Source organism: Stenotrophomonas lactitubi (assembly GCF_002803515.1).
GTDB lineage: Bacteria > Pseudomonadota > Gammaproteobacteria > Xanthomonadales > Xanthomonadaceae > Stenotrophomonas > Stenotrophomonas lactitubi.
Genome location: NZ_PHQX01000001.1, coordinates 138,792 through 160,550, shown reverse-complemented (window position 1 = coordinate 160,550; position 21,759 = coordinate 138,792). Strand labels below are relative to the sequence as shown.

Below are 21,759 nucleotides of genomic sequence, written 5' to 3'. Positions count from 1 at the left end.
GAGGTCACCAGGAAACGGCGAGGCTGGCGGAGAAGGTGCGGCCGGGGCTGCTGAAGCGATCGCTCAGCGCGCGGTCGGTGATCAGGCTCGGGGTGATCGAGGACCATTCGATGTAGCGCTTGTCGGCCAGGTTGAACACGCCGACGTTGAAGGTCGCGCCCGGTGCGAAGTTCCAGTGCGCCATCAGGTCCAGCACGCCATAACCTGCCGGCTGGTAGACGAACGGCGCTGGTGCGTTCGGGTTGGTCTGCGCGGCGGGCGGCGGCAGGCGCTTCTTGCGCTGCACGAAGGTACCGGCCAGTTCAACGCCCCAGCTGTCGGTGTCGTACATCAGGCCCAGCGTGCCGCGCAGCGGGTCGACCGAGGCCAGTGGTTCGTCGTCGGTCTTGTTGTCACCACGTGACCACGCCAGCGCGCTGCGCAGTGCCCAGCCCTTCAGCGCCGGGCTGAGTTCGCCGAACTCGATGCCGGCCTTCATTTCGGCACCGTAGATGCGAGCGTCGGCGATGTTCTGCGACTGGAACACCATCAGACCCTGTGCATTGCGGCCGGTGTTGATGTTGGACTCGATGAAGTTCTTGTAGTCGTTGTAGTAGCCGCTGACGCTGACGTAGGCCGCCGGTGCGATGAAGCGCAGGCCCAGTTCGTAGCCATCGCTGGTTTCCGGCTTGAGATCCGGGTTGGCGATGGCGGTGTAACCGAAGGCGACGTTGGTCAGGCCGATGTTGACGTCGTTGTACGGCGGCGAGCGGAAGCCACGTGCGTAGCCGGCAAACAGCGACCACTGGTCGTCGAAGCGCCAGACCATGCCCAGCTTTGGCGACACGCTGGTCTTCTTCAGCTGCGCCACGGCCGTGGTCGGATTGTCCTCGGCAAAGATGCTGTCCACTTCCGGCTTCAGCTCGTAGCGATCGACGCGCACGCCCGGCACCAGCGACAGCCGGCCATCGGCAAAGCGCATCTCGTCCTGGGCGTACAGACCCAGTTCGGTGGTCTTGCTGATCGGGAAGTCACGCACCGGGAACACATCGGGGACGATGGCCTTGCTGACCACGCCGGCCTTGCTGACCTGGTAGCCGTCGCGCTTCTGGCGGATTTCGGTACGGGTGCCTTCGAGGCCGTACGTCAGCGCGTGCTCGACCGCGCCGGTGCTGAAGGCCTTGTTGAACTGCGCCTGCAGGCCATAGGCATGCTGGTCGAAGGAGAAAACGCGGTGGCGGCGGCTGCCGTCGGTGCGGGTCTCGTCGGTCTGCTGCCGGGTTTCGCTGTTCTGCGCGTACACCTGCCAGTGCATGCTGTCGGCGAACGGCTGGTCCAGCGCATCCATCTCGTGAGCGAACGACACACGACCCCGCTTCTGCGTGTCGTGCGCCTTCATGCCGGTGGCCGAGTTGACGCCGACCGACGACAGTACGTTGGTGTCGGTGGTGTCTTCGTTGCCTTCCACCGTCAAGCGGAAGCGCTGGTCCGCGCTCGGCGCGTAGACCAGCTTGCTGAGCAGACTGCGACCGTCGCGGTCCTGCGGGTTGGCGGCAGTGCGGGTGCGGTCGTCGCTGCGCACCGTGCCCTTGTTGTCCGTTTCCTGGCCTTGGTGGTGGTTGACGTTGACCAGGCCGCTCCAGTGCTCGCCACCAAAGGCAGCAGTGGCACCGCCAAGCAGGCCCTTCCACTCACCGTCGTAGCCGAACTTCAGGCCGAAGTAGCTGTCCTTGCCGTCCTTCAGGTAATCGGCCGGGTCCTTGGTGACGAAGGCGACCACGCCACCCAGTGCGTCCGAGCCGTACAGCGAGCTGGCCGGTCCGCGCACGATCTCCACGCGCTTGAGCGTGTCGAGGTCGGTGAAGTTGCGATTGGCGCTGGAGAACGCGCCGATGTCGAAGCGGGTCGGCATCACGATGCCGTCGGTCTGGATGCGCACGCGGTTGCCGTCCAGGCCACGGATGCGGAAACCGTCGAGGCCGAAGCGGGTGGCATTGCGGGTGACCGACAGGCCCGGCTCGTAGCGCACCAGATCCTTGATGTCCTGCACCAGATGCCGGTCCATCTGCTCGCGGTCGATCACATCGACGGTGGCCGCGACATCGCTCACTGCCCGCTCGGTGCGGGTGGCGGTGACCTGCACCCGATCGAACTCGCGCGCGTCGGGCGCGGCATCGGCAGCAGCATGGGCGGACAGCGGCAGGGCCATCCACAGGGCAATGGAAAGGGCGGTCGGGCGGGTCATCGGCATCATTCGGTCAGGCAGGGGAACCCCCGGCCACCGCCACACCAAGCAGGCATGAACGGTAGACCGAGGGGGAGAGAGCAGGAGCGGACGGGTCGCCCACCCTGTCGGCGCTGCCGACAGGAGGGAGGGAGGCGGGCGACCAGACCGCGTTACTTGGTCAGGATCAGCTTGTCGTTGCTGGTATGACGCAGCCGGTAGAAACGGTCACCGTGCTGGATCAGGATTTCACGACGGCCCTTGAGCAGGGCTTCGCTGTCGATGACCTCTTCCGGCGGCACGACACGAACCGGGCGGTCGCGGAGGGTCAGCGTTTCGGGGCGCAGCAGTACAGGTTGAGCATTCATGAGCATCTGGACTCGTGCGAGGGACGAGTTAAATGATAATGATTCTCAGTTGACAATCAACAATCATTCTCAACTTAATTGATGGAATTAATGATCGAAATTTCAATTTCGATAGCCTTTGCCTATTTCAATAGGTGCAATTGGGCGCGGTAAGGCCGGCCGAGCGTGGGCTCGGCCCTACAACCTGTCCTCGGCCCTCAGGCGAATACGGCTTCCACCTGAGCCCAGCCGGCGTCGTCCACCTGCGCCAGCACGTCCAGCGCCTGCAGGTTCTGCAGCAGCTGGCTGACCCGGCTGGCGCCGAGGATCACACTGGACACGTTCGGATTGCGCAGGCACCAGGCGATGGCCAGGCTGGCCGGGGCGTGGCCCAGGTCGCGCGCCACGGCACTGAAGCGACGCACCCGGGCCAGGCGCGCATCGGCGTTGTCGCCCAGCACCAGGTCCTGCAGCCAGCCCATGCCCTCGCGTCCCAGGCGTGCATCGGCCGGGACGCCGTCGTCGTACTTGCCGCTCAGCAGGCCCGAGGCCAGCGGCGAGAAGATCGTGGTGCCCAGCCCGGCGGTGGCATACAGCGGCGCGTACTCCACTTCCACCCGCTCCCGATGCAGCAGGTTGTACTGCGGCTGCTCCATCGACGGTGCCTGCAGGTTGTGGCGCGCGGCGATGTCCACCGCTTCCTGGATCTGGTTGGCCGACCATTCTGACGTGCCCCAGTACAGCACCTTGCCCTGCCTGACCAGGGTGTCCATGGCATGCACCGTTTCAGCGATCGGAGCGTCCGGATCCGGACGATGACAGTAATAAAGGTCCAGGTACTCCACCCGCAGGCGCTTGAGCGCAGCATGGCAGGCGTCGGTCACATGCTTGCGCGACAGGCCACGCTGGGTCGGCCGCGGGTCCTGGGCACTGCCGAAGAACACCTTGCTCGACACGCAGAAACCATCGCGCGGCAGGCGCAGGTCGGCAATCACATCGCCCATCACCTGCTCGGCGCGGCCGTTGGCATAGCCCTCGGCGTTGTCGAAGAAGTTGATGCCATGGTCCCAGGCCGCCGCCACCAGGTTGCGCGCCTCATCGCGTGGCACCTGGTCGCCGAAGGTCACCCAGGCGCCGAAGGACAGGGCGGACATCGGCAGGCCGGTGGAGCCAAGGCGACGGTAGAGCATGCGATTCTCCTGCTGCGGGCCCGCATACGGGCCGGGATCAAGCCACCATTCTACCTGTCCCGGCAGGCGCAACCCCTTGCTGTTGCTGGCCTGATCGGAGCCGATGGCCGCGCGCAGACCGCTTTTCCTTGCTCCGGCCCCTGCCCTGCACTAGGCTTCCCGTTTTTCGCGACGCCCCAGGGGAGTCACTCAGATGGTCGAAGGTTTGGGCAGGATCGGCTTCGGCCTGTTCGGTTTGGCGGTGCTGATCGGCATCACCTGGCTGTTTTCCAACAACAAGCGCGCGGTGGACTGGAAGCTGGTCGCCACCGGCATCTCCCTGCAGATCGCATTTGCGGCACTGGTGATCCTGGTACCGGGCGGGCGCGACGTGTTCGATGCGCTGGGCCAGGGCTTCGTGAAGGTGCTGAGCTTCGTCAACGAGGGTTCAAGCTTCATCTTCGGCTCGTTGATGGACACCAAGAACTACGGTTTCATCTTCGCCTTCCAGGTGCTGCCGACGATCATCTTCTTCTCGGCGCTGATGGGGGTCATGTACCACCTCAACGTCATGCAGGCGATCGTGCGGGTGATGGCCTGGTCGATCACCAAGGTGATGCGCGTGTCCGGTGCGGAAACCACCAGCGTCTGCGCCAGCGTGTTCATCGGCCAGACCGAGGCACCGCTGACGGTGCGTCCGTACATCGCCAAGATGACCCAGTCCGAGCTGCTGACGATGATGATCGGCGGCATGGCCCATATCGCCGGCGGCGTGCTTGCCGCGTACGTGGGCATGCTCGGCGGCGGCGATCCGGTGCAGCAGGCGTTCTACGCCAAGCATCTGCTGGCGGCCAGCATCATGGCGGCCCCGGCCACCCTGGTCGTGGCCAAGCTGCTGATTCCGGAAACCGGCACCCCGCTGACCCGCGGTACGGTCAAGATGGAAGTGGAGAAGACCTCCAGCAACATCATCGACGCGGCTGCTGCCGGTGCCGGTGATGGCCTGAAGCTGGCACTGAACATCGGTGCGATGCTGCTGGCCTTCATCGCCCTGATCGCGCTGCTCAATGCACCGCTGACCTGGCTCGGTGAAGTCACCGGCCTGGCGGCTGCGATCGGCAAGCCGACCGACCTGTCGACCATCTTCGGCTACGTGCTGGCACCGATCGCCTGGGTGATCGGCACCCCGTGGGCCGACGCCACCACCGTCGGTTCGCTGATCGGCCAGAAGGTCGTGATCAACGAGTTCGTCGCCTACACCGAACTGTCGCGTATCGTGAACGGCCAGGTTCCAGGCATGAGCCTGTCCGAAGAAGGTCGCCTGATCGCCACCTATGCCCTGTGCGGCTTCGCCAATTTCAGTTCGATTGCGATCCAGATCGGCGGCATCGGCGGTCTGGCACCGGAACGTCGCCACGATCTGGCCAAGTTCGGCCTGCGCGCGGTGCTGGGCGGTACCATCGCAACCTTCATGACGGCTACCATCGCCGGCGTGCTGACGCATTTCAGCTGAACCCTTGTTTGAGAAAAGATTCCCTATGAGCAGCAGTGTCGTTGTCGTCGGTTCCTTCAATGTCGATCACGTGTGGCGGTGCGAGTCGCTGCCGGCACCGGGTGCGACCATTGCCGGCCGCTACAGCACCGGTCCGGGTGGCAAGGGCTTCAACCAGGCCGTTGCCGCCTGCCGTGCCGGCGCTGACACCAGCTTCCTGTGTGCGCTGGGCGACGACGCAGGTGGTGCCACTGCCCGTGACCTGGCCGCGCAGGATGGTTTCGCGCTGATCGCCGAAGCCAGCAGCGAGCCGACCGGCACCGCCGGCATCTATGTCGATGCCCGTGGCCGCAACACCATCGTCATCGGCCCGGGTGCCAACGCGGCGCTGAGCACCGACTTCGTGCAGCAACAGCAGGCCCTGCTGACCGGCGCCAAGGTGGTGCTGGTGCAGCTGGAATCGCCGGTGCAGACCATCGAAGCGGCGCTGGCCGTGGCCCGTGAGGCCGGTGTCACCACCGTTCTCAACGCCGCCCCGGCTGATGCCCCGTCGAGCATCGGCCTGCTCAAGCTGGCCGATGTGATCACCCCGAACGAGACCGAGTTCGCTGCCCTGCTCGGCCGTCATGTCGGTGAGCGTGTGGATGCCAACGACGTCGCCGCGCTCGATGGCGCCAGCCTGCATGCGCTGTGCCGCAAGCTGGTCGGCAACGGCACGGTAGTGGTGACCCTGGGTTCGGTGGGCGTGTTCGTGTCGCATGCCGACGAGCACCTGCGTGGTGACACCCAGCCGTACTACCGCGTGGGTGCCGAACAGGTGCAGGCGATCGACACCACCGGTGCCGGCGATGCCTTCAACGGTGCGCTGGTGGCCTCGATCGCCCAGGTGCCGGAGGCTCCGTTCGCCCGCCACGTGCGCTTCGCCAACCAGTTCGCCGGTCGTTCGACCGAGAAGGAAGGCGCGGCCGCGGCAATGCCGCGCTTCACCCCGGCCGACGCCGAAGTGAAGTAACGCCTCATCCCCTCGGGGATGATGATCGGGCCCGAGCATGCAGATGCCCGGGCCTTTTCACATTCGTGGGCAAGGCCCCATCCACCCATGGCGTGGATCTACCGGGACGCGGGGCGCGAAGGCCGCATCCGCGCGGGTCGGGCCCGCAGTAGATCCACGCCATGCGTGAATGCGCGTTGCCGGAACACCCAGCCGACCACCATCGCCTGCCCTTGGGGGCGACGGAAGCAACCGTCAAGCATCTGTTGATGCCCGTCCGGCATGAGGTCGGTCCGGATCGGCCTGAACCGGCAGGCCGGCAACCCCGCCGGGGCGCCGGCCGCGCCCTACAATGGGCGCATGCAGATCGGCCCGTACTCCATTGCCCCCAACGTCGTGCTTGCGCCCATGGCCGGCGTCACCGACAAGCCCTTCCGCCTGCTGTGCAAACGGCTGGGCGCGGGCCTGGCCGCCTCGGAAATGACCATCAGCGACCCGCGCTTCTGGAACACGCGCAAGTCGATCCACCGCATGGACCATGCCGGTGAACCCGCGCCGATCAGCGTGCAGATCGCCGGTACCGAGCCGCAGCAGCTGGCCGAGGCGGCGCGTTACAACGTCGACCATGGCGCGCAGATCATCGACATCAACATGGGCTGCCCGGCCAAGAAGGTGTGCAACGCCTGGGCGGGCTCTGCGCTGATGCGCGATGAGCAGCTGGTCGCGCGCATCCTGGAAGCGGTGGTCAACGCGGTGGACGTGCCGGTGACGCTGAAGATCCGCACCGGCTGGGATTGCGACCACCGCAATGGCCCGGTCATCGCCCGCATCGCCGAGGCCAGTGGCATCGCCGCCCTGGCCGTGCACGGCCGTACCCGCGACCAGCACTACACCGGCCAGGCCGAGTACGCCACGATCGGCGAGATCAAAGCCGCATTGCGCATCCCGGTGATCGCCAACGGCGATATCGATTCGCCGCAGAAGGCCGCCTTCGTACTGCAGCAGACCGGCGTGGACGCGGTGATGATCGGCCGCTCCGCACAGGGCCGGCCGTGGATCTTCCGCGAGGTGGCGCACTACCTGGCCACCGGCGAGGAATTGCCGCCGCCGTCGCTGGCCGAAGTGCGCGACATCCTGCTCGGCCACCTGCACGCACTGCACGATTTCTATGGCGAACCGCAGGGCGTGCGCATCGCACGCAAGCACCTGGGCTGGTACGCCAAGGACCGGCCGGAGAATGCCGCGTTCCGCGCGGTAGTGAACCGTGCTGAAGATCCGGCCAGCCAGATCGCGCTGACCACCGACTATTTCGACCGCCTGATCGCCGGGGAACCGGCGATGTCTTCTGCTGCCTGAGCCCGCCAACATGACCCCGCCGATTTCCTCCCCGACCTACCTGCACGGGTTCTCCGGCACCGAACAGCAGCGCCTGATGACGCAGGCGCGCCTGCTGGAATCGAGCATCTTCGGCCAGATCGATTACAGCGGCGCAAGGCGCCTGCTGGAAGTCGGCAGCGGCGTGGGTGCACAGACCGAGATCCTGCTGCGCCGCTTCCCCGAGCTGCACGTGACCGGCGTGGACCTGAGCGAGACCCAGCTGGAAACCGCACGCGAGAATCTGGCGCGCACGCCGTGGTGCAGCGACCGTTACACGCTGCAGCAGGCCGATGCCGGTGAACTGCCGTTCGAGGCGCGCACCTTCGATGCGGCCTTCCTGTGCTGGGTACTGGAACACGTGCCCTCGCCCGCGCGCGTGCTGAGTGAAGTACGCCGCGTACTCGCCCCGGGCTCGCCGGTGTACATCACCGAGGTGATGAATGCCTCGTTCCTGCTTGATCCGTATTCGCCGCACATCTGGCGCTACTGGATGGCCTTCAATGACTTCCAGTACGACCATGGCGGTGACCCGTTCGTCGGCGCCAAGCTGGGCAATCTGCTGCTGGCCGGCGGCTTCCGCGATGTGCACACCGAGATCAAGACCATCCACCTGGACAACCGCGAACCGGCACGTCGCAAGACGATGATCGCGTTCTGGGAACAGCTGCTGCTGTCGGCGGCCGATCAGCTGCTGCAGGCCGGCACGGTGGACGAAGAAACGGTGGAGGGCATGCGTCGCGAGTTCCGGCTGGTGCAGAACGATCCGAACGCGGTGTTCTTCTATTCGTTCGTGCAGGGCCGCGCAACGGTGTATTGAGCGGCCTGCGGTACAGGCCATCCATGCATGGGGTGGAACCCTCGGGTGCCGATGCATTGCGCCATCCACGCATGGCGTGGATCTACTGTTCGGGTTCGTGCCAGATTCGCTGCCACATGGCCGACAACCGGCGACCGGCATCGGCACGCGCGGCCGGGCTGCTGTAGTCCACCCGCAGCTGCTCGGGCACGATCGCGCGCCACTGGCCGTCAACCTGCTCGGCCACCGCGAAGTTGAAGGTGTAGTCCGGCTCCAGGCCCATGCGCAGGTCGCTCAACACCAGCCGGCCCTCCACCACCTGTGCGCGCATGAAGCCACGGTTGAACCACTGCAGACGCTGTACTGCCGGAATTCCCGCTGCTTCGCGCAATGCCTGCACGTTGGACGGATGCCCCTCGAAACGCATCGGCGCGTGGTCGGCCACCACCGAGTGGTCACCGACCACATAGCCATTCGGGGTCATCGCCACCACCCGCCACAGCAGGGTATTGAACGGCATCGGCACCGAGAACCGCGGCGCGTCGCCCAGGCCCATCGCGGCCAGGCTCTGCTGCGCGGCACGGTCGACCTGTGCCTTGGCGATCAGCCCCCAGCCCAGGTACGCACTGCTGAGCAGCAAGGCAACGCCGAGCGCTTTGCCCGCCCACGGCCGCGCCCGACCGAACCAGGCCAGCACGCAGCCCAGCAGCAACCACACCGTGTAGCCTGGATCAATGATGAAGACACTCGAGCCCATCGCTGGATGCGGCTGCAACGGCCACCACAGCTGCGTGCCGTAGACGGTGAAGGCATCCAGCACGGGGTGGGTGACCAACGCCAGCTGGATCGCCCAGAACCAGCGCACCGGTGACTGCGCCACCCGGCCCTTGCCGAAGCGCATGAACAACCACCAGATCAACGCGGCTACCCACGGCAGCACCAGCAGCGAATGGCTGAAACTGCGGTGGTCGGTCATGTTCGCCACCGGATCGGCGGCGGCAAAGCCCAGCCACAGGGCATCCAGGTCCGGCAGGGTACCGAGCGCGGCACCGGCCAGCAGAGCGGCACGGCGGTGTCCGGGCGGGGCGATGGCGGCAGCGACAGCGCCGCCGAGAACGATCTGGGTCAATGAGTCCATCGGCCGATGCTAGCGGGTTGCGCGCGGTGTATGTAGCGCCGAGCCCATGCTCGGCTGCTCTTCGTTCGGCGCCACGACAGCCGAGCATGGGCTCGGCTCTACAGGGGGACCATGCACGCCCGTCGAGCATGGCTCGACGCTACAGGAGCGGTTCACGCCGCCTGCGACAACCGCGCGCCCGCCAGCTCGACCAGTGTCTGCCCGTTGTGGTCCAGCAGCCGCAACGCGCCGTCGTGGTCCTCGGCCAGGGCGGTCAGGCTCTCCACCCAGTCACCGTCATTGGCATAGACCAGACCGTCACGCTCGATCAGCGCGGCGCGGTGGATGTGTCCGCAGACGATGCCATCCAGGCCACGCCGGCGCACATCATCCAGACCGGCCTGCACGAAGCGCTCGATGTAGCGTTCGGCCGCACTGCTCTGCCGTTTCAGGAATTCGGACAACGACCAGTAGCGCATTCCGAGTCGACGCCGCACCGCGTTCAACAGATGGTTGCCGGTGAGGATGCGGTAGTACAGCCAGTCGCCAAACCGCTCCTGCAGGCCACCGAAGTGGGTGACACCGTCATAGTCGTCGCCATGCGCCACCAGCAGCCGGCGGCCATCGGCCGTGGTGTGGATCGCGCGGCGGCGCACCTGCATCGCCGGCAGCATCAGGCCACACACCTGGCGCAACGAAGCGTCGTGGTTGCCGGGGATGTAGATGATCTCGGTACCGGCGCGCCGCAGCGCGTGCAGGGCCAGAATGACGTCGCTGTGCGACTGCCGCCAGTTGGCGCGCCGGTGTGCCATCCACCACAGGTCGATGATGTCGCCGACCAGGTACAGGCGCTCGCAGCGCAGCGTGCCGAGGAAACGCGCAAGCTCGGTGGCGTGGCAATGCCGCGACCCCAGATGCACATCGGAGACGAACACGGCGCGACGATGCGGTGCCAGGTTCGCCAGCGTGCTCATGCCGGCATCCCCGCATCGCGCAGGTAGCGTTTGCGCTTGTGTGGCCGGATCGCGTGCAGGTCGACTTCGATCAGGCCATCGATCGAGTCGCTGAAATCCGGGTCGACGCCGAACGCCAGGAACCGAGCACCGCCGGGTTCGCACAGGTCGGTGTACTGCCGGTACAAGGTGGGCACGCCGGTGCCGAGCGCGGCGAGGTTGGCTTTGAGCACGTCGAAGGCGGCCGCCGCATCCAGTTCGCCGAAGCACGGTGGCGCGGCGAAGTACTGGAACGGCCGGTTCGATTGCACCCGACCATCGGCCGCGCCGTAGTAACGCTGGTAATAGGCCACCAGCTGCTCGCGCGCATCGCGGGGCAAGGCGGCGCTGATCGACACCGCACCGAACAGATAACGGATGCCGGGCTGGCATTGCAGATAGGCGCCGATGCCCTGCCACAGGTAATCCAGGCTGCGGCTGCCCCAGTAATCGGGCACCACGAAGCTGCGGCCCAGTTCCAGGCCTTCGGCAATGCGTGGAATGGCATCGTCGGAATAGCGGAACAGGGAGGCACTGTAGAGTCCGGCCAGGCCCCGGCGTGCCAACGCCTGCGCGCCACGCATGATCCGGTAGGCACCGGCGATGCGCTGGGCGGTGCCGTCCCAGATCACGATGTGCTGGTAGTGCAGGTCGAAGTCGTCCAGGTCGCGACTGCGCCCCGTGCCCTCGCCCACCTGGCGGAAGGTCAGTTCGCGCAGCCGCCCCAGCTCATGCAGCAACGGCGAATCGGCCGCGCAGCTGGCCAGCAGGATCTGTTTGCCATCGGCGGTCTGCCCCAGCACGGTGGCAGCGGCAATCCCAGCGGCAACCTGTGCAGGCGGCACCGGGGCGGCCAGCGGCTCGGGCCCAGCAGGGCAGCCTTCGGCGACCGGCGTAGTGCGCCCCAGGGCGTACACCGCGCGGCGCACCGCCAGCAGCTGCGCGCCGGGGTCACCCTGCCCCAGCTGCATCGGTTCGCCGATGCGCAGCCGCAGTGGCCGGCCACGGCGGGCGAACATCTCGCGTGCCAGCAATGCCGTACCGGCCGGCTTGAACAGCGTCGAAGCGCCGTAGAACAGCGCGGAGTTGCGCGCTTCCACCCGCACCGGCAGCACCGGTGCGGCGGCGGCACGGGCAAAGCGGACAAACCCCCGCTGCCAGCGACCATCGCGGATGCCGAGCAGCGACAACCGCGAGACCTCGCCGGCCGGGAACACGATCACGCACTGCTCGGCCGCCAGCGCCTGCTCCACCGCCTGCAGGCTGGTGCGCTGGACCTTGCCACCGAGGATGCGCACCGGCAGCAGCAGGTCCTGCAGCGGCCCGATCGCGCCCAGCAGATCGTTGGCCACGATGCGTACGTCGCGGCGGATGCGGCCGACTGCATCCAGCAGGGCCAAGGCATCCAGCGCACCGGAAGGGTGATTGGCCACGATCAACAGGCGGCCGGTGGCCGGAATCCGCGCCAGTGCGGCGGAGTCCACGTGGTAGCGGCCCTCGATGAAATCCAGTCCGGCGGCGACAAAGTCGAAACCGCGCACGTTGGCATTGCGGCGCAGGAACTCCTCGATCCGGTCCAGCCGCGACCAGCGTCCGACGCTGCGCAGCAGGGGCCGGGCCAGTTGGCCGCGACGGCCATGGAACCAGTCGGGATAGCGTTGCTGCAGACGCTGTTCGAGTTCCTGCATGGCGTGTCCACTCCTGCCCGGCGGCCGGGTTGGCCGAGAGCCTGCGCCCAGGACGCGGCAGCCAGATGGCGGTTTGGCGGCAGAATGATGACGGCGCCTGCACCGGCCCATCCGGGCCCGGCGGGGGGGCGGCAATGGTCACGCCAGTGGAACACTGCCTGTGCACGATGCCCCCGCAATGCCCGCCAGGCCTTGCCCTGCCGGGCACAACACCTTAACCACCGGCAACCCATACGGGTTCACAATGCACAGGCGGCGCACCCCGTGTATCATTCGCGCCCATCTTTCCATCCGAATCAAAGGATATTAAGCCTGATGTCCAGCTACCTCTTCACCTCCGAGTCGGTCTCTGAAGGCCATCCGGACAAGGTTGCCGACCAGATCTCCGATGCGGTGCTGGACGCGATCCTGACCCAGGACCAGCGCGCCCGTGTGGCCTGCGAGACCATGGTCAAGACCGGCGTTGCCATCGTTGCCGGCGAGATCACCACCAGCGCCTGGATCGACCTGGAAGCGCTGACCCGCAAGGTCATCGTGGACATCGGCTATGACAGCTCCGAAGTCGGCTTCGACGGCGCCACCTGCGGCGTGCTGAACCTGATCGGCAAGCAGTCCCCGCACATCGCCCAGGGCGTTGACCGCAAGAAGCCGGAAGAAATGGGCGCTGGCGACCAGGGCCTGATGTTCGGCTATGCCACCAACGAAACCGACAGCTACATGCCGGCGGCGATCCACCTGTCGCACCGCCTGGTCGAGCAGCAGGCCAAGATCCGCAAGAAGCGCAACTCGCCGCTGTCCTGGCTGCGTCCGGATGCCAAGAGCCAGGTCACCCTGCGCTATGAAAACGGCGTGGTCTCGGCCATCGACGCGGTGGTCCTGTCGACCCAGCACGCCCCGGGCATCAAGCAGAAGGACCTCATCGAGGCCGTCCGCGAAGAGATCATCAAGCCGGTGCTGCCGGCCAAGTGGCTGCACAAGGGCACCAAGTTCCACATCAACCCGACCGGCAAGTTCGAGATCGGCGGCCCGGTGGGCGACTGCGGTCTGACCGGCCGCAAGATCATCGTCGACACCTACGGCGGCTGGGCCCGTCACGGTGGTGGCGCGTTCTCCGGCAAGGATCCGTCCAAGGTCGACCGTTCGGCCGCCTACGCTGCCCGCTACGTTGCCAAGAACGTGGTTGCCGCCGGCCTGGCCGACCGTTGCGAAGTGCAGGTCTCCTACGCCATCGGCGTGGCTGAGCCGACCTCGATCTCGGTCACCACCTTCGGCACCGGCAAGATCAGCGACGACAAGATCGAGAAGCTGATCCGCAAGCACTTCGACCTGCGCCCGTACGGCATCATCAAGATGCTGGACCTGATCCACCCGATGTACCAGCAGACCGCGGCCTACGGCCACTTCGGCCGCAAGCCGAAGGAGTTCAGCTACATCAACGGCGAAGGCGAGACCGTCAACGCCACGGCCTTCTCCTGGGAGAAGACCGATCGCGCCGCCGCCCTGCGCGCCGATGCGAAGCTGAAGTAAGACAGACGAAGGGCCGCTGTAGAGCCGACTGTTAGTCGGCTGACCTTCAAGAAGGGCCGCGCAAGCGGCCCTTCCGCTTCCTGTAGAGCCGAGCCCATGTTCGGCTTTCTTTTTGTCTGCGCCAAGAGCAGCCGAGCATGGGCTCGGCTCTACACGAGCCACGCCACGCCGATACAATCGCTCCATGTCGACCGAACTCAAATCCCACCAGCTGTCCATGACCGTGCTGATGTCGCCGGAAATGGCCAACTTCTCCGGCAAGGTCCACGGCGGCGCGATCCTGCGCCTGCTCGACCAGGTCGCCTATGCCTGCGCCAGCCGCTATGCCGGCCGCTACGTGGTCACCCTGTCGGTGGACCAGGTGGTGTTCCGCCAGCCGATCGCGGTCGGCGAACTGGTCACCTTCCTGGCCTCGGTGAACTACACCGGCACCTCGTCGATGGAAATCGGCGTCAAGGTGGTGGCCGAGGACATCCTCAAGCGCAGCGTGCGCCACGCCAACAGCTGCTTCTTCACCATGGTGGCGGTGGACGAGGAAGGCCGGCCGACGCCGGTTCCGTCATTGCAGCCGGCCAGTTCGGACGAGAAGCGCCGCCAGGCAGCAGCATTGATCCGCCGCCAGCTACGCCAGGAAATGGAGCAGCGGCATCTGGAACTGCTGGCGTCGAATCCGCCGTCGCCGGAAGAATGATCTCAAACCCGGTAGTGCCGGCCGCTGGCCGGCAACCTCCTGATGCTCGGAAACAGATGCAAGGTTGCCGGCCAGCGGCCGGCACTACCACAGCGGCTCACCCGGTGTTCTGCACGCCCTGCGAAACACCATTCACGCAGGCCACCAGCGCACGCAGCAGGTCATCGTCCTCGCGCCCGCTTCCGCGCCAGCGCTGCAGCAGGTCCACCTGCAGCACGCTGATCGGGTCCACATAGGGATTGCGCAGGCGGATCGACAGCGCCAGCCGCGCGTCGTGGTCCAACAGGGTCTGCTGCTCCATCAGCGCCAGCAGCCAGTGCCGGGTCAGTTCCAGTTCGCGTTCAACCTGCGGGAAGAACGCGTCGTGCAGCTCGCCTGACAGGCGCGAGAACTGTTCGGCGATGGTGATATCGCCCTTGGACAGCACCATCGCGATGTCATCCAGGAACGTGCGGAAGAACGGCCAGTCCCGCGCCATTTCACGCAGCGTGGCTTCATGGCCGGCGTCCACCGCCGCCTGCAGGCCGCTGCCGACGCCATACCAGCCCGGAATCACCGCGCGCGCCTGGCTCCAGGCGAACACCCACGGAATCGCACGCAGGTTGGTCAATGCCGCATCCTGGCCGAGCCGGCGCGAAGGCCGCGACCCCAGTGTCATCCGTTCGATCACATCGATCGGCGTAGCGGTGCGGAAGTAATCCATGAAACGTGGCTGGCCGACGAACGCCCGATAGACTTCGCTGCTGGAACCGGCGACCACGTCCATCACCGGCCGCCATGCGTCCTCGCGCGGCTCGGCGGCGCGCGGGCGCAGGCTGGCGCGCAGTACCGCACCGGTGGCCTGCTCCAGCGAACGCAGCGCCAGCGCGCGGATGCCGTACTTGCGGTGGATCACTTCGCCCTGTTCGGTCACTCGCAGGCGGCCATCGATGCTGCCGCGTGGCGAGGCATCGACCGCATGCGTGGTCTTGCCGCCACCACGGCTGATCGAACCGCCGCGGCCATGGAAGAAGGTCAGGCGCAGGCCCGCTTCGGCAGCCACCTCCAGCAGCTCAACCTGCGCGCGTTGCAGGCCCCAGCGCGAGGCGGCAATGCCACCGTCCTTGCTGCTGTCCGAATAACCCAGCATCACCATCTGCACATCATCACGTGCACGCAGATGCGCGCGGTACACCGGATCGGCCAGCAGGTCACGCAGCGTCGCGGTGCCGCGCTTGAGATCGTCCACTGTCTCGAACAGCGGCGCGATATCCAGCGGCACGCTGCCGGCGTCATCGACCAACCCACCACGGCGCGCCAGCGCGAGCACTGCCAGCACATCGCCACGGTCGTGCGCCATCGAGATGATGTAGCTGCCCAGCGCGTCGCCACCATGCCGCGCACGCGCATCGGCCAATGCGGCAAACACCGCATCCAAGCGCTGGCTGCCCTCATCATCGCCAGCGGGCAAGGGTGTTTCACCACTGGCATGTGGCGCCAGCAGGCGCGCGCGTCCAGCTGCATCCAACGCATCCCATGCTGCGTCGCCGCCCAGCACCGCCGCCAGCGCGCGCGCATGCACGCTCGATTCCTGGCGCACATCCAGCCGCGCCAGATGGAAGCCGAAGGTCTTCACCCGCCACAGCAGGCGCTGCACGGCGAAGCCGCCGGCATGTTCGCCACGGTTCGCGCGCAGGCTGTCGAGGATCAGCTGCAGGTCATCGATCAGCTCGTCCGGGCCGGCATAGGCGCCGTCGGCATCATCCAGCGTGGCCTGCAGGCGCGCGCGCATGCGGTCGTTGAGCAACCGATACGGCATGTCGGCATGGCGTGGCCGCGACTGCACCTGCGGCAGCAACTGCTGGTAATGCGCAACACGCGCCTGCAGTGCATCGCTCACCCCCACCCGTTCGGTGGATTGGCTGAGCAGGCTGGCCAGCTGCAGCAGCTCCTTCTGGTACTGGCCCAACACGGCAACGCGCTGTGCATCCAGCGTGTTGCGGATGGTGTGCGCATCCACATTGGGATTGCCGTCCATGTCGCCACCCACCCACGTGCCGAAACGCAGCAGGCGTGGCAACGGCAGCTCTTCGCCATAGGTATCGCGCAGTGCCTGCTGCAGCGACTCGTACAACACCGGGATGACCCGATACAGCACCTGCACCAGATAGAAGCCGACGTGCTCGCGCTCGTCGTCCACGGTCGGACGCACCGGCGAGGAATCGGTGGTCTGCCACGATGCGGTCAACGCCATGCGGAAGCGCGCGGCGTCGGCGGCGGCCTCACCGGGGGTGCGTTGGCCGTCGAGGTTGTCGACCAGGCTGGCCACCATCAGCTGCTCTTTTTCCAGCAGCGCGCGGCGTACGGCCTCGGTGGGGTGCGCGGTGAACACCGGCTCGATATCGATGCGTGGCAGCCACTGCGCCAGTTCGTCCAGGCCGACGCCCTGCGCCTTCAGGTGCTGCAGGGCATCCTGCAGGCCATCGGGTTGCGGTGCGGCGGCAACGGCGCGCTGGTAGTCGCGACGGCGGCGGATGCGATGCACGCGCTCGGCGATATTGACCACCTGGAAATAGGTGCTGAACGCACGCACCATGGTCTCGGCCTGCTGCGGCGCACGCCCGGCCAGGCCATCGGCCAGTTCGGACAGAGGCGCCTGGTTCTCGCGGCGGGCGATGGCACGCGTACGCACGTCCTCGACGTCATCGAGGAAAGCGGCCGACACCTGCTCGACCAGCAGGTCGCCGACCAGTGCACCGAGACGGCGCACATCGTCACGCAGGGGAAGATCGGGGGAAGCAAACTCGATACTGCTGCGGTACTCGTTCATCGGCGACGCACAGGCCTCGGTCAACGGATCCAGATCCCAAGCCTAAACCAGATTACGCACGATGCTGCGATGCGGAAATGGTTTCATCTGCACGTATCCGCAGCAGAAGCAGCCGAGCGTGGGCTCGGCTCTACAGACGTCATCACGCGCCATACCGTGTAGCGCCCGAGCCCGTGCTCGGGTGGCGGCGCAGCCGAACAGGCGGCCCCCGCAGCGAGGGCCGCCGTCATGCGCGTCAGCGCGTCTTCTTGGCCTTGCCCTGCTGCACCGGGCCCAGGGTCTGCTCCAGCCAGCGCTCGCTCTCGGCCAGCATGGTCATGATCGATTCGCGTGCGCGGTAGGCATGCGATTCGTTCGGCAGCATCACCAGGCGGGCAGTGCCGCCCAAGCCCTTCACCGCAGCGAACATGCGCTCGCTCTGCAGCGGGAACGTGCCCGAATTGTTGTCGTCCACGCCATGGATGAAGAGGATCGGATCCTTGATCCTGTCGGCGTAGTTGAACGGCGCCATCTTCTGGTACACGTCCTGCGCCTGCCAGTAGTTGCGCTCTTCGGCCTGGAAACCAAACGGGGTCAGCGTGCGGTTGTAGGCGCCGCTGCGGGCGATGCCGGCCTTGAACAGGCGGGTGTGCGCGAGCAGGTTGGCGGTCATGAACGCACCGTAGGAATGGCCACCGATGGCGATGTGCTCGCGATCGGTCACGCCACGACGCACCACCTCGTCCACCGCGGCCTGGGCATTGGCGACCAGCTGTTCGATGTAGGTGTCGTTGGGTTCCTTGTCGCCTTCGCCGATGATCGGCATCGACGGGCTGGCCAGCACCACGTAGCCCTTGGCCAGGAACGCCTGCGGGCCCCAGTAGCTGATCGCGTTGAAGCGGTACGGCGAATCGGTCACCTGGCTGGCGGCCGCCGCGCTCTTGAACTCACCCGGGTAGGCCCACATCAGCAGCGGCCGCGGACCATCGCGCTTGGGGTCGTAGCCCGGCGGCAGCAGCAGGGTCGCGGTCAGGTCCACGCCGTCCTTGCGCTTGTAGCGGATCTGCTCTTTCTGCACACCCTTCAACTGAGGCAGCGGATGGGCGAAGTGGGTCAGCGCACGCGGTGCAGCGTTGGTGTCGGCCAGCGACTGCACGTAGAAGTTGGTCGGTTCATCCGGGCTTTCGCGGCTGATCAGCAGCGAACTGGCCTGCGCATCCAGCAACGTCACCGGCGCGGCGTAGGTTGGTGCCTGCGAATGGAACAGGCGCGTCGCCTTGCCGCTGGCCACCTCGAAGCGATCAACGAACGGACGGTCGCCCTCCGGCGACGCACCGGCACCGGCCAGGTACAGGCTGCCACCATCAGCGGTGGTCTGCAGCAGCGAGCGGCCGCGGTCATCGCTGGCCATCAGCGGACGACCCGGATCGGCATAGCGGTCCTGTGCATCGCGGTCCCACAGCAGCCTGGCATCGGCACTGGCGTTGTCCGGTGCGATCAGCCAGGTCTTGCTGCGGCGTGTCTTCCACCACGATTCATTGAGCAGGGCCAGGTCGCCACGGCCCCAGCTGATGCCGGCGTAACGGCTGCCGAGCTGGGCCAGGGTCACCGGCGGCGTTTCGAACGGTGCAGCCTGCATGAACACCGCATCGCGCACCTTGGCCTCCCTGTTCGGGTCGCCGCCGTCCTGCGCTTCGGCCCACACCAGGGTGGCATCGGCATCGCCGCGCCAGCTGATGTCACGCACGCCGGTCACTTCGGCATCGTTGCCGGTCGGCAAGCCTTCCACCAACGGACGCACGGCCACGGTGTGCACCAGCTTGCCGGTGCTGCGGTCGAGCACTTCGATGCGGCGCGGGAAGCTGCTCACCGGCACCACGTAGGAGTACGGGCGCTGCACCGGCTGGCTGAGCACGAAGCGGCCATCGGGCGACACCGCAAAGCCCATGAAGATGCCGGCCGCACCGATGGCACGGCTCTGCCCGTCCAGGCTGACCTCCACCGGCTGGGTGGTGGCGTAGTAATCGAACTGGCGCGCGTCGGCCTCGTTCTTCAGCAGGTCCTGGTAGGTGCGGATGGACACCACGCCGCCGCCCTGGCTGGTCTGCTGCACGGCCGGGCCGGTCGGAATGCCATCCGCGGCCGGCGCGGCGCCCAGGTTGGCCGGGCGGGTGAACACCACCAGTCCACGGCTGTCCGGCAACCACTGGTAGCCACTGCCCAGGACAGTGTTCAGGCCGGCGACCAGACGACGGGCGCTGCCGCCGGCAACGTCCACCAGCCACAGCTCATTGGCGCCGGTAGCGGCATCGACCTGGTTGAAGGCCAGCCACTTCTGGTCCGGCGACCACGTCAGGCTGGCAATCGACAGCGAGGCCGGCAGCCCGCTGATCTGCCGCTCCTTGCCGTCGGCCACGTTCATCAGCCACAGCTTCTGGCCGAAGCTGAAGCGGCTGTCGGAGAAGGTGCGCGGGTTGATGCGCAGGCCGGCAAGCTTCAGTTCCGGCTGCGCCACCACCTGGATCGACGGCAGCGACGGCATCTGCATCAGCGCGGCCACGTCGCGGCGTGGCGACAGGTACAGCGACGGCGCCCGCGGCGCGTCGACCACCGCCTGCAGTGCGGCCGAGGGCAGCTCATAGCCGGTCACGCCCTGCGCTTGGGTCTGTGCCGCCTGCGGGGCCGCAGCCAAGGCCTGCGGGACCACCGCCAGCAGGGCCATCGACAGGACCAGGCCAGTCAAGCGCCGGTTGCGGCGTGCGTGCGTGCTCATCATTGTTCCACCTGTTCGCTGCGTGAAGCCCCCGACCTTAACAGGCCATGCACATCCGCCCATCTGCCGATGGTTGGGTCATCGCTGTGTCACAGCGGAGGCGCGATATAATGGGCATCCTCCCCTGCCGAGGGGCGCTGCGACCGGATCCCCTGAGACCGGCCAGGCTCGGCCAGGTGGCTTTGCAACAACGGCGCCCGGCTAGATGCGAGCATCCGCTCGCCCACAACCGGAGCTACTGCATGAATGCTGTTGCCAAGACCTTCTCCACCGAAGGTGATTACAAGATCCGCGACATCACCCTGGCCGACTGGGGCCGCAAGGAACTGGACATCGCCGAGCACGAGATGCCGGGCCTGATGTCGATCCGTCGCAAGCACGCCGCCACCCTGCCGCTGAAGGGCGTGCGCGTGACCGGTTCGCTGCACATGACCATCCAGACCGCGGTGCTGATCGAGACCCTGAAGGACATCGGCGCCGACGTGCGTTGGGCCTCGTGCAACATCTTCTCGACCCAGGACCATGCCGCTGCGGCGATCGCCGCCACCGGCACCCCCGTGTTCGCCTGGAAGGGCGAGTCGCTGGAAGAGTACTGGGACTGCACCCTGGACGCGCTGACCTTCACCCTGGCCGACGGCACCCTGACCGGCCCGGAACTGGTGGTCGACGACGGCGGTGATGTGACCCTGCTGATCCACAAGGGTTACGAGCTGGAAAACGGCAGCACCTGGGTGGACGAAAAGGCCGCCTCGCACGAAGAGCAGGTCATCAAGAACCTGCTCAAGCGCGTGGCCAAGGAGCGTCCGGGTTACTGGGGTCGCGTGGTCAAGGACTGGAAGGGCGTTTCCGAAGAAACCACCACCGGCGTGCACCGCCTGTACCAGCTGGCGCAGGCCGGCACCCTGCTGATCCCGGCGATCAACGTCAACGACTCGGTCACCAAGAGCAAGTTTGACAACCTGTACGGCTGCCGCGAGTCGCTGGCCGACGGTCTCAAGCGCGCGATGGACGTGATGCTGGCCGGCAAGGTCGCCGTGGTCTGCGGCTACGGTGACGTGGGCAAGGGCTGCGCCGCCTCGCTGCGTGCCTACGGCGCGCGCGTGGTGGTTACCGAGATCGACCCGATCTGCGCCCTGCAGGCGGCGATGGAAGGCTTCGAGGTCAACACCATCGAGTCGACCCTGGGCCGTGCCGACTTGTACGTCACCACCACCGGCAACAAGGACATCATCCGCATCGAGCACCTGAGCGCGATGAAGGACCAGGCCATCGTCTGCAACATCGGCCACTTCGACAACGAGATCCAGGTCGATGCGCTGGTCGCCTTCCCGGGCGTGAAGCACGTCAACATCAAGCCGCAGGTGGACAAGTACATCTTCCCGAACGGAAACGCGATCTTCCTGCTGGCCGAAGGCCGCCTGGTCAACCTGGGCTGCGCCACCGGCCACCCGAGCTTCGTGATGTCCAACTCGTTCGCCAACCAGACCCTGGCCCAGATCGACCTGTGGGCCAACAAGGGCAGCTACGAGAACAAGGTGTACCTGCTGCCGAAGAAGCTGGACGAAGAAGTGGCCCGCCTGCACCTGGAGAAGATCGGCGTGAAGCTGACCACCCTGAGCCAGGAACAAGCCGACTACATCGGCGTGCCGGTGGAAGGTCCGTTCAAGCCGGATCATTACCGCTACTGATGCCGTGCGCGGGGTCGGATCCCTTTCCGCAGGAAAGGGCTCTGGCCCCAGCAACGGATGCACACGGACGGGCGCCTTCGGGCGCCCGTTCTGCATTCCGGCACCCGCCAGCCCGATCCG

General features: G+C 66.6%; 15 protein-coding genes and 1 riboswitch. Of the genes, 7 read left to right on the top strand and 8 right to left on the bottom strand.

All coding sequences use genetic code 11. From position 1 onward, the window contains the following. Window positions 1-4 precede the first annotated feature (4 nt). The 3 genes from CR156_RS00660 to CR156_RS00650 form a co-directional block, all read right to left on the bottom strand. A complete protein-coding gene (locus CR156_RS00660) occupies window positions 5-2,224 on the bottom strand; it encodes a TonB-dependent hemoglobin/transferrin/lactoferrin family receptor (RefSeq protein WP_279324067.1) in 2,220 nt (739 codons plus the stop codon). Window positions 2,225-2,376: 152 nt separating this feature from the next. After that, window positions 2,377-2,571 (bottom strand): hemin uptake protein HemP, encoded by a 195-nt coding sequence (gene hemP / locus CR156_RS00655; RefSeq protein WP_005412278.1) that lies wholly within the window; start codon window positions 2,569-2,571, stop codon window positions 2,377-2,379. Window positions 2,572-2,768: 197 nt separating this feature from the next. Further along, window positions 2,769-3,740 carry an aldo/keto reductase gene (locus CR156_RS00650; RefSeq protein ID WP_100551589.1) on the bottom strand — a complete coding sequence of 324 codons (972 nt, stop codon included), beginning with the start codon at window positions 3,738-3,740 and terminating at the stop codon, window positions 2,769-2,771. 193 nt (window positions 3,741-3,933) lie between these two features. Here CR156_RS00650 and CR156_RS00645 point away from each other — a divergent pair, with 193 nt between their 5' ends. The 4 genes from CR156_RS00645 (at window position 3,934) to CR156_RS00630 (ending at window position 8,396) form a co-directional block, all read left to right on the top strand. Next, window positions 3,934-5,232: a NupC/NupG family nucleoside CNT transporter gene (locus tag CR156_RS00645; protein WP_100551588.1), complete on the top strand. Its 1,299-nt coding sequence runs from the start codon at window positions 3,934-3,936 to the stop codon at window positions 5,230-5,232. A gap of 25 nt (window positions 5,233-5,257) precedes the next feature. Then, complete coding sequence (locus tag CR156_RS00640) at window positions 5,258-6,223, top strand: ribokinase (RefSeq protein WP_100551587.1); 966 nt, start codon at window positions 5,258-5,260, stop codon at window positions 6,221-6,223. A gap of 339 nt (window positions 6,224-6,562) precedes the next feature. Then, window positions 6,563-7,558: a tRNA dihydrouridine synthase DusB gene (gene dusB, locus CR156_RS00635; protein WP_099820273.1), complete on the top strand. Its 996-nt coding sequence runs from the start codon at window positions 6,563-6,565 to the stop codon at window positions 7,556-7,558. A 10-nt stretch (window positions 7,559-7,568) separates the two neighbouring features. Continuing rightward, entirely contained in the window at window positions 7,569-8,396 is an 828-nt protein-coding gene (locus CR156_RS00630) for a methyltransferase domain-containing protein (protein ID WP_100551586.1), read from the top strand. An 82-nt stretch (window positions 8,397-8,478) separates the two neighbouring features. On the opposite strand, the gene CR156_RS00625 is transcribed toward CR156_RS00630, so the two are convergent. The 3 genes from CR156_RS00625 to CR156_RS00615 form a co-directional block, all read right to left on the bottom strand. Continuing rightward, window positions 8,479-9,513, bottom strand: coding sequence for a metal-dependent hydrolase (locus tag CR156_RS00625; RefSeq protein WP_100551585.1), 1,035 nt, complete (start codon window positions 9,511-9,513; stop codon window positions 8,479-8,481). Between the two features lie 152 nt (window positions 9,514-9,665). Continuing rightward, window positions 9,666-10,466 (bottom strand): UDP-2,3-diacylglucosamine diphosphatase, encoded by an 801-nt coding sequence (locus CR156_RS00620; protein WP_100551584.1) that lies wholly within the window; start codon window positions 10,464-10,466, stop codon window positions 9,666-9,668. Further along, window positions 10,463-12,172, bottom strand: coding sequence for a lysophospholipid acyltransferase family protein (locus CR156_RS00615; protein WP_089238825.1), 1,710 nt, complete (start codon window positions 12,170-12,172; stop codon window positions 10,463-10,465). Before CR156_RS00615 ends, CR156_RS00620 begins: the two co-directional genes overlap by 4 nt. A gap of 315 nt (window positions 12,173-12,487) precedes the next feature. Here CR156_RS00615 and metK point away from each other — a divergent pair, with 315 nt between their 5' ends. Both metK and CR156_RS00605 read left to right on the top strand, forming a co-directional pair. Then, window positions 12,488-13,699, top strand: a complete 1,212-nt coding sequence (metK, locus tag CR156_RS00610) for a methionine adenosyltransferase (RefSeq protein ID WP_089238823.1) — start codon at window positions 12,488-12,490, stop codon at window positions 13,697-13,699. Window positions 13,700-13,883: 184 nt separating this feature from the next. Then, entirely contained in the window at window positions 13,884-14,390 is a 507-nt protein-coding gene (locus CR156_RS00605; RefSeq protein WP_089238821.1) for an acyl-CoA thioesterase, read from the top strand. 97 nt (window positions 14,391-14,487) lie between these two features. Here CR156_RS00605 and ppc read toward each other — a convergent pair whose 3' ends face one another. Further along, window positions 14,488-17,199, bottom strand: coding sequence for a phosphoenolpyruvate carboxylase (gene ppc, locus CR156_RS00600; protein ID WP_100551583.1), 2,712 nt, complete (start codon window positions 17,197-17,199; stop codon window positions 14,488-14,490). Window positions 17,200-17,434: 235 nt separating this feature from the next. Continuing rightward, entirely contained in the window at window positions 17,435-19,951 is a 2,517-nt protein-coding gene (locus CR156_RS00595; RefSeq protein WP_100551582.1) for a S9 family peptidase, read from the bottom strand. 123 nt (window positions 19,952-20,074) lie between these two features. Next, window positions 20,075-20,157: riboswitch (S-adenosyl-L-homocysteine riboswitch) on the top strand. Between the two features lie 36 nt (window positions 20,158-20,193). On the opposite strand from CR156_RS00595, the gene ahcY reads away from it, so the two are divergent. After that, the gene (gene ahcY, locus CR156_RS00590) at window positions 20,194-21,639 is read left to right on the top strand and encodes an adenosylhomocysteinase (protein ID WP_089238815.1); all 1,446 of its coding nucleotides are present in this window, start codon (window positions 20,194-20,196) and stop codon (window positions 21,637-21,639) included. The last annotated feature ends 120 nt before the right edge of the window (window positions 21,640-21,759 follow it).